11 protein-coding genes, 1 tRNA gene and 2 rRNA genes (1 of these 14 running past the window's edge) are annotated in these 13,566 nt (G+C 61.4%); 4 read left to right on the top strand and 10 right to left on the bottom strand.

Annotated features, from left to right (window positions below; genetic code table 11):
- From NKH37_RS20760 to NKH37_RS20750, 3 genes are all read left to right on the top strand, one after another.
- Nucleotides 1-2,343: ribosomal RNA gene (locus NKH37_RS20760) — 23S ribosomal RNA — on the top strand; it begins 464 nt to the left of the window's first position.
- A 96-nt stretch (nt 2,344-2,439) separates the two neighbouring features.
- A 5S ribosomal RNA gene (gene rrf, locus NKH37_RS20755) occupies nt 2,440-2,554 on the top strand.
- A 234-nt stretch (nt 2,555-2,788) separates the two neighbouring features.
- Nucleotides 2,789-2,865 (top strand) — tRNA-Met (locus tag NKH37_RS20750).
- Between the two features lie 66 nt (nt 2,866-2,931).
- On the opposite strand, the gene NKH37_RS20745 is transcribed toward NKH37_RS20750, so the two are convergent.
- The 7 genes from NKH37_RS20745 to NKH37_RS20715 form a co-directional block, all read right to left on the bottom strand.
- Nucleotides 2,932-3,258, bottom strand: coding sequence for a hypothetical protein (locus NKH37_RS20745; protein ID WP_352593539.1), 327 nt, complete (start codon nt 3,256-3,258; stop codon nt 2,932-2,934).
- A 322-nt stretch (nt 3,259-3,580) separates the two neighbouring features.
- Nucleotides 3,581-4,087 carry an L-2-amino-thiazoline-4-carboxylic acid hydrolase gene (locus NKH37_RS20740; protein ID WP_353005928.1) on the bottom strand — a complete coding sequence of 169 codons (507 nt, stop codon included), beginning with the start codon at nt 4,085-4,087 and terminating at the stop codon, nt 3,581-3,583.
- Entirely contained in the window at nt 4,084-4,875 is a 792-nt protein-coding gene (locus NKH37_RS20735) for an ATP-binding cassette domain-containing protein (RefSeq protein WP_352593535.1), read from the bottom strand. Before NKH37_RS20735 ends, NKH37_RS20740 begins: the two co-directional genes overlap by 4 nt.
- Complete coding sequence (locus NKH37_RS20730; protein WP_353005927.1) at nt 4,872-5,759, bottom strand: ABC transporter ATP-binding protein; 888 nt, start codon at nt 5,757-5,759, stop codon at nt 4,872-4,874. The genes NKH37_RS20735 and NKH37_RS20730 overlap by 4 nt, the downstream gene beginning before the upstream one ends.
- Nucleotides 5,756-6,586, bottom strand: a complete 831-nt coding sequence (locus NKH37_RS20725; protein WP_023722306.1) for an ABC transporter permease — start codon at nt 6,584-6,586, stop codon at nt 5,756-5,758. Before NKH37_RS20725 ends, NKH37_RS20730 begins: the two co-directional genes overlap by 4 nt.
- On the bottom strand, nt 6,583-7,569 hold the full coding sequence (locus tag NKH37_RS20720) for an ABC transporter permease (RefSeq protein WP_353005926.1): 987 nt from the start codon (nt 7,567-7,569) through the stop codon (nt 6,583-6,585). Before NKH37_RS20720 ends, NKH37_RS20725 begins: the two co-directional genes overlap by 4 nt.
- A 282-nt stretch (nt 7,570-7,851) precedes the next feature.
- Nucleotides 7,852-9,462 (bottom strand): ABC transporter substrate-binding protein, encoded by a 1,611-nt coding sequence (locus tag NKH37_RS20715; protein ID WP_352592826.1) that lies wholly within the window; start codon nt 9,460-9,462, stop codon nt 7,852-7,854.
- Nucleotides 9,463-9,826: 364 nt separating this feature from the next.
- On the opposite strand from NKH37_RS20715, the gene NKH37_RS20710 reads away from it, so the two are divergent.
- Complete coding sequence (locus tag NKH37_RS20710; RefSeq protein WP_352484965.1) at nt 9,827-11,014, top strand: M24 family metallopeptidase; 1,188 nt, start codon at nt 9,827-9,829, stop codon at nt 11,012-11,014.
- 12 nt (nt 11,015-11,026) lie between these two features.
- Here NKH37_RS20710 and NKH37_RS20705 read toward each other — a convergent pair whose 3' ends face one another.
- The 3 genes from NKH37_RS20705 to NKH37_RS20695 are packed head-to-tail and all read right to left on the bottom strand — an operon-like array spanning nt 11,027 to nt 13,510.
- Nucleotides 11,027-11,446, bottom strand: coding sequence for a cupin domain-containing protein (locus tag NKH37_RS20705; protein ID WP_023722310.1), 420 nt, complete (start codon nt 11,444-11,446; stop codon nt 11,027-11,029).
- 16 nt (nt 11,447-11,462) lie between these two features.
- Nucleotides 11,463-12,302, bottom strand: coding sequence for a phosphoenolpyruvate hydrolase family protein (locus tag NKH37_RS20700; protein WP_353005925.1), 840 nt, complete (start codon nt 12,300-12,302; stop codon nt 11,463-11,465).
- Nucleotides 12,303-12,313: 11 nt separating this feature from the next.
- Nucleotides 12,314-13,510: a Tm-1-like ATP-binding domain-containing protein gene (locus NKH37_RS20695; RefSeq protein WP_353005924.1), complete on the bottom strand. Its 1,197-nt coding sequence runs from the start codon at nt 13,508-13,510 to the stop codon at nt 12,314-12,316.
- Nucleotides 13,511-13,566 lie beyond the last annotated feature (56 nt).

Here is a 13,566-nt window from a genome sequence, read left to right as displayed (position 1 = left end):
CAAGCCTAAGTACTCGTGCATGACCGATAGCGAACTAGTACCGTGAGGGAAAGGTGAAAAGCACCCCGACAAGGGGAGTGAAATAGTACCTGAAACCGATTGCCTACAAACAGTGGGAGCCCAAGGTTCGTCCTGGGTCACCACGTACCTTTTGTATAATGGGTCAGCGACTTAGTGTGACGAGCAAGCTTAAACCGATAGGTGTAGGCGCAGCGAAAGCGAGTCTGAACAGGGCGTTCAGTTCGTCGCATTAGACCCGAAACCGAGTGATCTAGCCATGAGCAGGTTGAAGGTAAGGTAACACTTACTGGAGGACCGAACCCATAACTGTTGCAATAGTTCGGGATGACTTGTGGCTAGGGGTGAAAGGCCAATCAAACTCGGAAATAGCTGGTTCTCCGCGAAATCTATTTAGGTAGAGCGTCGACCGAATACCCCAGGGGGTAGAGCACTGGATGGGCTAGGGGTCCTCACCGGATTACCAAACCTAACCAAACTCCGAATACCTGGGAGTAATAGTCGGCAGACACACGGCGGGTGCTAACGTCCGTCGTGAAAAGGGAAACAACCCTGACCTACAGCTAAGGTCCCCAAGTTATGGCTAAGTGGGAAAGGATGTGAGGATCCCAAAACAACCAGGATGTTGGCTTAGAAGCAGCCATCATTTAAAGAAAGCGTAACAGCTCACTGGTCTAAATAAGGGTCTTTGCGCCGAAAATGTAACGGGGCTAAAGCCATACACCGAAGCTTAGGGTTTGCAGCAATGCAAGCGGTAGCGGAGCGTTCTGTAAGCTGATGAAGCCATACCCGTGAGGGATGGTGGAGGTATCAGAAGTGCGAATGCTGACATGAGTAACGTAAGGGGAGTGAGAGACTCCCCCGCCGAAAGTCCAAGGGTTCCTGCTTAAAGCTAATCTGAGCAGGGTTAGCCGGCCCCTAAGTCGAGGCAGAAATGCGTAGACGATGGGAACCACGTTAATATTCGTGGGCCTGGAGGAAGTGACGGATCATTGAGGTAGTCCAATCTTATCGGATTGAAAGGGCTGCTGCGTGGTTCCAGGAAATAGCTCCTCCTTATAGACCGTACCCGAAACCGACACTGGTGGACTGGTAGAGTATACCAAGGCGCTTGAGAGAACTATGCTGAAGGAACTCGGCAAATTGCACGCGTAACTTCGGAAGAAGCGTGACCCTTTCATGCGCAAGCATGGGAGGGTGGCACAGACCAGGGGGTAGCGACTGTTTATCAAAAACACAGGGCTCTGCGAAGTCGCAAGACGACGTATAGGGTCTGACGCCTGCCCGGTGCTGGAAGGTTAAGAGGAGGGGTGCAAGCTCTGAATCGAAGCCCCAGTAAACGGCGGCCGTAACTATAACGGTCCTAAGGTAGCGAAATTCCTTGTCGGGTAAGTTCCGACCTGCACGAATGGCGTAACGACTTCCCCGCTGTCTCCAGCATAGACTCAGTGAAATTGAATTCCCCGTGAAGATGCGGGGTTCCTGCGGTTAGACGGAAAGACCCCGTGCACCTTTACTATAGCTTTACATTGGCATTCGTAGTGGCATGTGTAGGATAGGTGGTAGGCTTTGAAACCTGGGCGCCAGCTCAGGTGGAGCCACCCTTGAAATACCACCCTTATCACTATGGATGTCTAACCGCGGCCCGTTATCCGGGTCCGGGACAATGTATGGTGGGTAGTTTGACTGGGGCGGTCGCCTCCTAAAGAGTAACGGAGGCGCGCGATGGTGGGCTCAGAACGGTCGGAAATCGTTCGCTGAGTGCAATGGCATAAGCCTGCCTGACTGCGAGACTGACAAGTCGAGCAGAGACGAAAGTCGGTCATAGTGATCCGGTGGTCCCGCGTGGAAGGGCCATCGCTCAACGGATAAAAGGTACGCCGGGGATAACAGGCTGATGACCCCCAAGAGTCCATATCGACGGGGTTGTTTGGCACCTCGATGTCGACTCATCGCATCCTGGGGCTGGAGCAGGTCCCAAGGGTATGGCTGTTCGCCATTTAAAGCGGTACGTGAGTTGGGTTCAGAACGTCGTGAGACAGTTCGGTCCCTATCTGCCGTGGGTGTAGGAATATTGAAAGGATCTGTCCCTAGTACGAGAGGACCGGGATGGACGGATCTCTGGTGGACCTGTTGTGGCGCCAGCCGCATAGCAGGGTAGCTATATCCGGACGGGATAACCGCTGAAGGCATCTAAGCGGGAAACCCACCTTAAAACGAGTATTCCCTGAGAACCGTGGAAGACGACCACGTTGATAGGCCGGGTGTGGAAGAGCGGCAACGCTTGAAGCTTACCGGTACTAATAGTTCGATCGGCTTGATCGTTCTCATTCCTAATGCCCATTTCTGGCGGCAATCCTTGGATTGCGCCGAGATGGATGGCACAGAAAACAGCTTCTCGAGCAACGTGCGTTTTGCCGACCTGGTGGTTATGGCGGAGCGGCTGCACCCGATCCCATTCCGAACTCGGCCGTGAAACGCTCCAGCGCTGATGGTACTTCGTCTCAAGACGCGGGAGAGTAGGTCGCTGCCAGGTCTGCCAAGCGCACGTTGTTTAATCTTCTCCTTACGAACAGGCCCGCCAACGGGGCTCCGGGCCGCGCAAGCGGCCCTTTCATTTGGCGGAAGCTTGAATTCAGTGAGCCAAGGCTTACTTCTAGGGTTGACGCGGGGTGGGGCAGCGCCCCATCCGCCCACAAAGGCCGAAGGCCTTGAGGACGGACAAACAAAAAAGCCCGGGCTGCCCGGCCGGCGGTCGCCGTGAAGTTGACGCGGGGTGGAGCAGCCCGGTAGCTCGTCAGGCTCATAACCTGAAGGTCACAGGTTCAAATCCTGTCCCCGCAACCAAAGTACGAAAACGGCCCGCCTTGTGCGGGCCGTTTTCGTTTGCTCTGAAGTGCAGCGACAGGATACTCAGCGTTCCGCAGCCAATTTTTCGCGTATGTGTTCCGATCCACCTCTCATACGTCGGGCGAATGGCCGATCGGGATTTACGACGCGCCAAAAGGGCGCGCTGCCGTCTTGACTGATATGCACCAAGTGCCGCCGCACAGTCACTGGGCAGCAGGCGTCTGCTCCGTATTTTGCCGCGAGCTTACGTCGTAACTCTGCAAGGTCCGACAAGTGGCCAGGTCGCGCAGCCCGGAGCTCGTCTGCGACCATGTTCTCCGTTGGGATCAGCATGCTCTGCGTAAGGTTTTTGCCTTTGAGTCGCGTTTTGACCACCGGCAATTCGCTCATAATTCACCTCCAGGAACTCCCCTACTGAAGACGAATAAGAATGCCGCAATCCGACAAATCTCGGAGTGATTTGATTGGGCCGTGGCTCGAACCTACGGTTTGAGGCCACAGCCATGAACCCACAAAGACGCCTCCGGCCGGACACTTACCAACGAAGCCGACACAGCGGGACACCGAGGCAGATCCTGTCCGCACCAAATTCCTCGCAATGCAAACATCAAAACCCCCGGTTGCCTTGCGGCGCCGGGGGTTTTTGTTTGGCTCTGCGCTGCCCAACGGGACGGAGCTTTACGTCTTCGCCGACATGGCTCGAACTGCAGCTCTAGCCGGCATCCCGGTTGGTCAAGGCGATGTGGCAGCAGCCGGAACCGTGGCCCGGCGTCCAGGTGACGTTGTCGAAGCGCACTCCGGTGGCCTCGAACAGGCCGCGGTCGAAGGCGCCGGCGATGCGGCAGAGCGAGGCGAGCTTCTTGTCGCCAACGCCAGCTTCGACCCAAGCGTCCTTCAGCGGACAGCGCTTGACCTTGAAGGCGATGCGGCCTTGGCCGCGTTCGACGTCGGTCGGATACATGCGGCCGCCATCCGGGCTGACGGCGAGGAACGCCTCGCCGATCGCCGTTGCGTCGTTCGGGCCGAAATCGGCGAAGGCCGACGCCGCAACCTCCTTGCCGCGCCGTTCGATGGTGCGGATCATGATAGCCTCAGCCTTTTCCGCGCCAACTTCCGCGGTTAGCTCGTCGAGCAACAGACGATAGAGATCGGCGCGGTTACGGAAGGCGGAATCGAGTTCGCGCGACAGTTTTTCGGCTCGGGCTTCGACGTCGGTCATGATGCGTCCTGTTCGATCCTTGACAGTCTTGGCGCTGCCGCCACCAGCGCCTTGCCGATCGCGGATTGCGGCGCGTCGATGACGGTACGGGCATCGCCGCTCTCGGCAATGCGCCCGGCGTCCAAAATGGCGACCCGGTGAGCGATGGCACGGACGACACCGAGATCGTGCGAAATGAATAGATAGGCGATGCGCTCTTCGCGCTGAAGGTCAAGCAGCAGCCGCAGGATCTGCGCGCGCACCGAAACGTCGAGCGCCGACACGGCCTCGTCGAGCACGACCAGCGACGGTTTTGTGGCGATGGCGCGGGCGATGGCGACTCGTTGGCGTTGGCCGCCGGAGATTTCGTGAATGGCGCGGCCGGCGAGACCGGGGCTGAGGCCGACGCGCTCCAGCAGAGTGGCGATACGGCGCGGGCGCTCGGCACGAGAGGCAATGTGATGGATGCGCAAGGGGTCGTCGAGCACACGCGCCACCGTGGTGCGCGGGTTCAAGGCGGCGAGCGGATCCTGAAACACCATCTGCAGACGAGCGCGCCGGTGGCGCAAGGCAGCGCCGTTCATTGACAGGAAGTCGCTGCCTTCAAATTCGATATGGCCGGCGTCGGGTTCGATGAGCCGCAGCATCAGCCGGGCTATCGTCGACTTGCCGCTGCCTGAAGGTCCGGCCAGCGCCAGTGTCTCGCCAGCTTCGATGTGGAAGGAAACGTTATCTGCCGCGGCAATGATCTTGCCGCCGCGAGGGTATCGTTTGGTCAGGCCGGAAACGGCGAGCAGAGGACTGGTCATGTTCGCTGCAACAGCGGCTCGGCGTCGAGGCCGAGATGAGCGTCAAGCAGCGCCCGAGTGTAAGTGTGCCGCGGCGCACTGACGACCTGCGCCGTCGCACCGAGTTCGATCAATTCGCCATTCCGGAACACGGCGATGCGCCCCGCCAGCTCAGCGGCCAGCGCGATGTCGTGGCTGACGAACAACAGCGTCATGCCGTCCTCGGCCACCAATTGCCGAATTAGCGCGACGATCTCGGCCTGCACGATGGTGTCCAGCGCGCTGGTCGCCTCATCGGCGATCAGCAGTTTCGGGCCGGACGCGATTGCCGCGGCGATGGCGACGCGCTGCTTCTGGCCGCCGGAAAGCTGGTGTGGAAAGGCATGCATAGCCGCATTGGAGTCGGGCAGACGGACCCGTTCAAGCAAGTTTTGGGCCTTCGCGTAGGCTTGCGGCCAATTGAGGCCGAGGTGGGTGTAGGCGACCTCGGCGATCTGCTTGCCAATTGGCATCACCGGGTCAAGGCTCGCCGATGGATCCTGGAAGATGAAGCCGATGTCACGGCCGCCGATTGAAGCATGGTCGCGAAGACTTGCAGGCTGACGTCCCGTCGCACCCCCCTCTGTCCTGCCGGACATGTCCGGCAGGACAGAGGGGGGTGTCTTGGCACCAGACATTGGCGGCGGGCGCAAGAGCCAATCGATGCGGCCTTCGATCCTGGCAGAACCCGGCAGCAGCCCGGCAATGGCAAGCGCCAGCGTGCTCTTGCCCGAACCGCTCTCGCCGATGATGGCAAAGCGCTCGCCGGCGGGAATGTCGAGGCTGACACTCTTTAGTGCCGTCACCTCGGAGCCATCGCGGCGATAGGTCACCGTCAGATTGCGGATCGAAAGCAGCGCCGTCACGACAGGCCCCTCCTCACCGCCGTCGTCTCGACGACGCCTTCGCCGGCGAGATACACACCTAGCACCGTGAGCACGAGTGCTATTCCCGGAACGATCGACAGGAACGGCGCGGTGCGCAGCACGGCACGGCCTTCGGCGATCATGCCGCCCCAGGTAACGCGGTTGGGGTCGCCGAGGCCGAGAAAGGACAATGCCGCTTCGGTGAGAATCGCCGCGGCGACGATCACCGACGACAATGCCAGTACCGGCGGCAATGCGTTGGGCAGCACCTCGCGAAAGGCGATCTCCAGCGGATGCATGCCGATGACGCGGGCGCCCGCTACAAAATCGCGCTCGCGGATCGACAGCACTTCGGCTCGCGCCACGCGTGCCGGTCCGGTCCAGGCGCCCAGTGCGATCGCCGCGACGACGACGCCGAGCGACGGCCCGACGATGCTGACGAAAGCCAAAGCCAGCAGAAAAGCTGGCACGGTCTGGAAAGCGTCGGTGATGCGCATCAGCACTTCGTCGATAAGGCCGCCGGCAAAGCCGGCCAGCGTGCCGATCACTGCGCCGACGGCAAGGGCGGCGGCGGCGGCCGCCAGGCCGACCGCCAGCGAGGTGCGGGCGCCGTGGAAAAGCTCGGCCAGCATGTCACGGCCGAGGCGGTCGGTGCCTAGTGGTAGCGACCAGTCCTGGAACGGTGGCAGCAATGCCGGCCCGGCAATGGCCTGCGGATCGCCGGGAAAGAACAAAGGTGCGGCAAGCGCCACGGCAAACAGCGCCGCCAGGATGACAATGCCGGCGATCGCTTCCGGCGTCCGGAGAAAACGGCGAAGCGGGTTCACGCGCCGGCCTCATTGGCTCCGACGCGCGGATCGAGGACGGCGTAGGCGATGTCGACGAGAAGGTTGATGATGACGACCAGAACGGCGCTGACGAGAATGATGCCGAGCAGCAACGGCGTGTCGCGTGCCGCCACCGCTTCCTGCGCCAATCGGCCAAGGCCTGGCACCGAAAAGACGCTTTCGATGACGACGCTGCCGCCCAGCATTTGCGCGGACTGCAGGCCAAGCATGGTGACCAGCGGCAACAGCGCGTTGCGGGCGACATGGGCGAGCACGACGCGACGGCGGGAAAGTCCCCTGGCGCGAGCGGCGAGGACAAAATCCTGCCGCCAGACCTCGGCCATGCCGGCGCGCATCATGCGCAGATAGAGCGCGAGATAAATGAAGCCGAGCGCGGAGACCGGCAGGACGAGATGGCGGGCGATGTCGCCAGCGCGATCAAGGCCGGTCCTGGCCGAGGCGATGCTCTCGATGCCGCCGATCGGAAACCAGCGCAGGTCGACGGCAAAGACGATGATCAGCACCAGCCCGAGCGAGAAGCCCGGTATGGCATAGACCGCCAGCGAGCCGATAGACAGGAAGCGATCACGGACGCTGCCGGGTCTGGCGCCGGCATAGATGCCGAGCACCGAGCCGAGTCCGAAGGAGAGCGCGGTGGCGCTGCCCATCAACAGCAGCGTTTTGGGCAGGCGCTCGGTGATGACATCGCGGATCGGCCGTGAAAAGGTGACGGACTGGCCAAGGTCGAGATGCAGCAGCGCCCAAAGGTAATTGGCCAGCCGCGTCAGCTCAGATTGGTCGAGCCCCCAGCGGTGACGCAACAGCTCGATCATGCCGGCGTCGCCGCCGGTCGAGACGATGTAGGCATCGACCGCATCGCCGGGAGCGGCTTCGAGCAACAGGAAGGTGCCGATGACGACAATCAGCAACACGAAGATGCTGCCGACGAGGCGACGGCGAAGGAGGGTGAGGGCACGGCTCATGGCGGCGCCGGGTGCTTGGCGCAGTGGCAATTAGGAGATGCGGTGTTTCTTCCCACCCCCCTCTGTCCTGCCGGACATCTCCCCCGCAAGGGGGGAGATCGGATGTTATTAGCGATTTCGCCAATCTTCAACGCAGCAGGCAAATAAGCCGACGTTGCGGCCAGCCAATCTCCCCCTTTGCGGGGGAGATGTCCGGCAGGACAGAGGGGGGTGTGAAGGAACTCGGTATTTGACCAAGTTTCCACACGGATTTCGGCGCGAATTTTCATCCGCCAGAATGTGTCACGATTCTAAATAGGTGTCCGCCCAGTTCGACACCGCCCAGCGCGGGGTGTTGGCGATGTTCTTGACCGTATCGCGGGCGACGCTGATGAAACTCCATTCGGCGACGTTGATCAGTGGCAGGTCGGCGGCAACTTTTCTCTGGAACTCCTTGTAGAGTTCGGTGCGGGCGGCGGTGTCAAGCGTCTCCGATGCCTTGGCGATCAGAGCGTCGAGATCGGCGTTCTTGTAGCCGCCCTGGTTGGAGAAAGGCACCCCGTCGGGAATGCCGCTCTGCACCAGGATGGTGGTCGAGATCGCCGGATCGCCGCGGAACACCGGCGGCCCGACCGCAAGGTCGAAGGCGTGGTCGGTGTAAACCGCCTTGATATGCGCGGCAGAGTCGTTGTTGACCAGCTGGGCGTCGATGCCGATGGCGGCGAGCGCCTGACGAAGATAGTCGCCGAACTGCTTGGTCTCGTTGAAATAGGGCGCCGGCAGCAGTTTCAGCGAAAAGCGCTTGCCATCATCGCCTCGGCTGTAGCCGGCCTCGTCGAGCAAGGCGTTGGCCTTGGCGACGTCGAAAGCATAGGTCGGCACGTCGGCGGTGTAGAATTGCGGGTCGTTTTTCGGCACCGGGCCAGTGGCGGTGGCGGCATAGCCGAGAAACACCGTCTTGACGACGAAATCCTTGTCGATAGCGTGAGCGATCGCCTGGCGCACTTTCAGGTCGGCCAGCTCCTTGCGGCGATGGTTGATCTCGACGACCAGTTGGTAAGTCAGCCCTTCGTATCCTTTGGTGATCACCTTGAGGCCGGGCACTTTGGAGATGCGGTCGAGATCGGCCAGGGGCACGGCGGAGAAGGCGGCGAGCTGGATCTCTTCGGCCTCGAGCGCGCTGGCCGCCGACGTGCGGTCCGGCAGCACCTGATAGATGATCTCATCGAGATAGGGCTCGTCCTTGCCCCAATAGTCGGTGTTCTTCTCCAGCCGGTAATATTCGCCGGGCTTGTATTCGGCAAATTTGAACGGTCCGGTGCCGACCGGGGCGTTGTTGGCCGGGTTGTCCTCGATCTTTCCGGTCTCGTAGATGTGCTTGGGCACCACGCTGCTCAGCGCCGGCAAGGCGTTGCGGATCAGCTGGAACGGGGTCGGCTTGGCGAATTTGAACACGGCGGTCGCCTCGTCCGGCGTGTCGACCGCCTCCAGATCCTTGAACACGGTGCGGCCGAGATTCTGCAGCGGTTTCCAGACCTGCAGCGCCGAGAAGGCGACATCGGCTGAGGTGAAGGGCTTCCCGTCATGCCATTTGACGGCCTCGCGCAGTTTGAACGTCACCGACAGGCCGTCGGCGGCGCCTTCCCAGCTGAGCGCCAGCCGTGGCTCGAGCCCGTCCTTGCCGCCGAAGGAGGCCTCGGCCAAGGTTTCCACGATCTTGCTCGAGATGAAGAAGACGCCGTTCGAGGCGACAATCGCCGGATTGAGATTGCGCGGCTCGGAATCAGCGGCGACAACCAGTCGTCCGCCCTTTTTCGGCGTCTGCGCCCAGCCGATCGTCGGCATGGCGGTGGAGGCCAGCAGCAATGCCGAACCCGCAAGTATCGTACGCCTGGAAATGGTGAACTCTGGCATGATCGAACTCCGTCCTCTCCGCGACCCGGCCGGGTGCGCCGTACCCCTCGGACGCTCGTGAGCATCCTGCAAAGCTGATTATGGCCCTTGTCCGGGGTTTCGCCAGAGACGGAATTGGCGCATCCTCACGTGGCTTTGAAATTTCCGTCCGCTGGACCAGTTACAGGGAAGCGGTCCAATGCGCTGATCTGGCCGGACCAGATTAGACCATGCCGGTAGCGGAATGAGCTTTTGGCGCCCGCTCGACCCATTCTGGCTGGACCAGACCGGGCAAAATGATGCAGATTTGAGGGGAGCCAAGGCTCTAAAACCAGAAAGGCCGGCGCCACGTGCGGTCGGTCATGGCACTTCAGGGAGAGAGACAATGAACGTTGCTCCGGGCAAGAATGTCGTCGGCAGCGTGCCGTTCGACCAGGCCAGGGTGGACGGGCTGATGGAGGAAGCCGGCATCGACGTGCTGCTCGCCACCTCCAAGCACAACACGCAATATCTGCTTGGCGGCTACAAGTTCATCTTCTTCGCCGCCATGGATGCGATCGGCCATAGCCGCTATCTGCCTGTCGTCGTCTACGAGAAAGGCGGGCCGGAGCATGCCGCCTATATCGGCAACCGCATGGAGGGCGGCGAGCACCAGAACCATCCGTTCTGGACGCCGACACTGCATGCCGCCTGCTGGGGCACGCTCGATGCCGCCAACCTGGCGGTCGAGCATTTGCGGAAGATCGGCAAGGGCAATGCCCGCATTGGCATCGAGCCCGCCTTCCTGCCGTCCGACGCCTATATGCTGATCCGCAACGCGCTGCCGGACGCCAAGCTGATCGACGCCACGCACATGCTGGAGCGCATGCGAGCAATCAAAACCGAAGCCGAGCTGGAGAAGCTGCGCATTGCTTCGGAGCTGATCACCGATTCCATGCTGGCGACCATCGGCTGGGCACGCGAAGGCACAACCAAGAGCGAGATCATCGAACAGCTCAGGCGCGAGGAGACCAATCGCGGCGCGCATTTCGAATATTGCCTGTTGACGCTAGGCTCCAGTCACAACCGCGCGGCCTCGCCGCAAACGTGGAAGAAGGGCGAGGTGATGTCGATCGATTCCGGCGGCAACTACCACGGCTATATCGGCGACCTTTGCCGCATGGGCGTGCTGGGTGAGCCTGACGCCGAACTCGAGGATCTGCTGGCCGAGATCGAGACGGTGCAGCAGGCGGCCTTCTCCAAGGTAAAGGCGGGCACGCTGGGCGGTGACATGATTTCTCATGCCGAAGGCGTGCTGAAGAAATCCAAGGTTGCGGCCTATACCGATTTCTTCGCGCATGGCATGGGGCTGATCACGCACGAAGCGCCGTTCCTGATGACCAACCATCCGGTGACCTATGAAGGCACCTATGCCGCAAAGCCGCTGGAGAAGAACATGGTGCTTTCGGTCGAGACGACCATGCTCCACCCGACGCGCGGCTTCATCAAGCTGGAGGACACGGTGGCGGTGACCGGCGCCGGTTACATTATGTTCGGCGATCGGGGTAGGGGCTGGAACAGGGGCGGGGCTTAGGCGCCGTCTATCTCAATTCCCACCTGACGGCAGCAGCCTGAAATCCGGCAGGTCGCGCAGTGCCAATTCCGGCCCGGCCGGCGAATAGACGACGAAAAGCTGCATCGGCGCGTCGCCGGTATTGAGCGTCGAATGGAAGCGGCTTTCCGGCACATAGATGGTGCAACCGGGGCCGACCTTCTCGACGACCGGATTGCCCTTCTCGTCTTCGACCATCTGCTCGCCATTGCCTGAGATGACGAAAATGATCTCCTCGGCACCCGGATGGTTATGACGCGTATGGCCCTTGCCCGACGGCAGGTCGACGACACCACCGGAAAAGCGCTTCGCGCCGTTCACTTCGGGAGCGACCGTCAGCGACAGCCTGCCCCAGTCGAAGCCGAAGGCGCTGACGTCTTTTGGGTATACGAACACCTTGCTGTTGTCGGTCATCGTCTCACCCCTTCTTCTACGCAGCGCCGAACGTGACGGCCTTGAAATCCGCCGTTTGCCTGGCGATCGAAGCTTCCGCCGGCAGCCGTTCCATCGAACTCGCGCCGTAGAAACCGTGCAGGCCCTTGCAGCGCTCGAGAATATATTTGGCGTCGTCCGGCATCGAGATCGGCCCGCCATGGCAAAGCAGGATGATATCCTCGCGCACTGAGCGTGCCGCTTCGGCAATGGCGTCGATCTCCTTCACACAGTCGTCCAGCGATTTAGCCGAGGTCGCACCGATCGAACCGCCGGTGGTCACCCCCATATGGGCGACGACGATGTCGGCGCCGGCTTGTGTCATGGCGCGAGCCTCGTCTGGATTGAAGACGTAGGGCGTGGTCAACAGGTCGAGTTTGTGAGCCTCGGCGATCATGTCGACCTCGAGCCCGAAGCCCATGCCGGTTTCTTCAAAACTCTGCCGCATCTGGCCGTCGAACAGGCCGATGGTCGGAAAGTTCTGCACACCGGAAAAGCCCATCGTCTTCAACTCGGCCAAAAGCAGCGGCATGATGACGAAGGGATCGGTGCCGTTGACGCCGGCCAGCACCGGCGTCTTCTTCACTACCGGCAGCACTTCGTAGGCCATCTCCTTGACGATCTCGTTGGCGTTGCCATAGGCGAGCAGGCCGGCGGCCGAGCCGCGCCCGGCCATGCGGTAGCGGCCGGAATTGTAGATGATGATCAGGTCGATGCCGCCAGCTTCCTCTGCCTTGGCCGACAGGCCGGTGCCGGCACCGCCGCCGACGATCGGAACGCCGTCCGCGATCATCTTGCCGAATTTCTCCAGGATTTTCTTGCGCGGTATGGCGGCCATATCTTGGTGTCTCACTGTCTGGCGATGTCGAGGAAGGCCGTTGTGGCGGCCCAGGCGAATTCGGGGTCGTTGATATGCAGCGGCAGGCGCAGAACGCGCCGCGTTTTGGCGGGTTTGATGGTGCGCTCGATCGCCTCGAACAAAGCTGCATCGGCTTCAGGGTCGAAGAAGGCGCCGCCTTCGATGTCGAGCGCCGACACGCCTTTCTCCGGAATGAGGAAACGAACCGGACCCTGGCAGAGGCTCAGCCTTGTACCGATCCATTCGCCGATCATTCTGCTTTCGTCGGCAGCGGTGCGCATCAGTGTGACGTTTGGATTGTGCTCGTAGAACAGCCGCCCGCGATAGCGTTCCGGAATCGTCGACGGCGCCCAGAAATTGACCATGTCGAGCGCGCCGACCGAGCCGACATAAGGCAGCCCGTTGCGGGCGATGGCACCAAAGCGATCGTCCGTCGCCGGCAGCACGCCGCCAAACAGCAAGTCGCAGACTTCGGTCGTGGTGATGTCGATGACGCCGGACAACAGGCCGCTGTCGGCCAATTTTTCCATGGTGCGGCCGCCGGTTCCAGTGGCATGAAATACCATACAGTCATAAGTCGAACGAAGTTCGTCGGCGATGGCGGTCACGCACGGCGTGGTGACGCCGAACATGGTGAGGCCTATCGAGGGTCTGCCGTCGGCCGGCGGCGCCGGCTTTGCCGCCATGCCTGATATCGCCTGGGCGGCATTGTGGAGCACGACACGGGAAAGCCGGTTGAGGCCGGCCATGTCGGTCACCGACGGCATCATGACGATGTCGGAGACGTCGACATAAGGCGCGGTGTCGCCGGAGGCCAAGGTCGAAACCATGATCTTGGGCAGGCCGAGCGGCAGCGTGCGCATGCCTGTGGTGATGATCGAGGTGCCGCCGCCACCGCCGATACCGATAATCCCGGCAATATCGCTACGCGATTGAACAAATCGGGCAAAGGCGGCAGCCATCGCCGCCACTGCGGTGCCGTGGTCGTCGACGCCGAGCACGGCATTGCGACCCTCTGAATGGTGGCTGGCGACCTCGTCTGCCGAAACATCGACCGGCACGGTCGCGCCGCGTGTTCCGATGTCGACACGGGCAATCGAAGCGCCGGTTGCGGCGACCGCATCGGCCAGAAAAGCGAGTTCCTCGCCCTTGGTGTCGGCGGTGCCCACCACATAGATGCGCTTCATCGCGTTTCCCCGGTCCTGGGCGTGTTCGACGCTGCCGCCCCTTTGCCCGGCCATTC

The organism is Mesorhizobium sp. M1217 (assembly GCF_040318275.1).
Classification (GTDB): Bacteria; Pseudomonadota; Alphaproteobacteria; order Rhizobiales; family Rhizobiaceae; genus Mesorhizobium.
The sequence above is the reverse complement of the archived record's forward strand: the minus strand, read 5'-3'. Positions and strand labels throughout refer to the sequence as shown.

What these genes read in the sequence shown, in the direction of transcription:
- NKH37_RS20745 (WP_352593539.1), bottom strand. Translation starts at nt 3,258, where the DNA reads ATGAGCGAATTGCCGGTGGTCAAAACGCGACTCAAAGGCAAAAACCTT.
- NKH37_RS20740 (WP_353005928.1), bottom strand. Translation starts at nt 4,087, where the DNA reads ATGACCGACGTCGAAGCCCGAGCCGAAAAACTGTCGCGCGAACTCGAT.
- NKH37_RS20700 (WP_353005925.1), bottom strand. Translation starts at nt 12,302, where the DNA reads ATGGCCGCCATACCGCGCAAGAAAATCCTGGAGAAATTCGGCAAGATG.
- NKH37_RS20735 (WP_352593535.1), bottom strand. Translation starts at nt 4,875, where the DNA reads ATGACCAGTCCTCTGCTCGCCGTTTCCGGCCTGACCAAACGATACCCT.
- NKH37_RS20715 (WP_352592826.1), bottom strand. Translation starts at nt 9,462, where the DNA reads ATGCCAGAGTTCACCATTTCCAGGCGTACGATACTTGCGGGTTCGGCA.
- NKH37_RS20705 (WP_023722310.1), bottom strand. Translation starts at nt 11,446, where the DNA reads ATGACCGACAACAGCAAGGTGTTCGTATACCCAAAAGACGTCAGCGCC.
- NKH37_RS20695 (WP_353005924.1), bottom strand. Translation starts at nt 13,510, where the DNA reads ATGAAGCGCATCTATGTGGTGGGCACCGCCGACACCAAGGGCGAGGAA.
- NKH37_RS20710 (WP_352484965.1), top strand. Translation starts at nt 9,827, where the DNA reads ATGAACGTTGCTCCGGGCAAGAATGTCGTCGGCAGCGTGCCGTTCGAC.
- NKH37_RS20720 (WP_353005926.1), bottom strand. Translation starts at nt 7,569, where the DNA reads ATGAGCCGTGCCCTCACCCTCCTTCGCCGTCGCCTCGTCGGCAGCATC.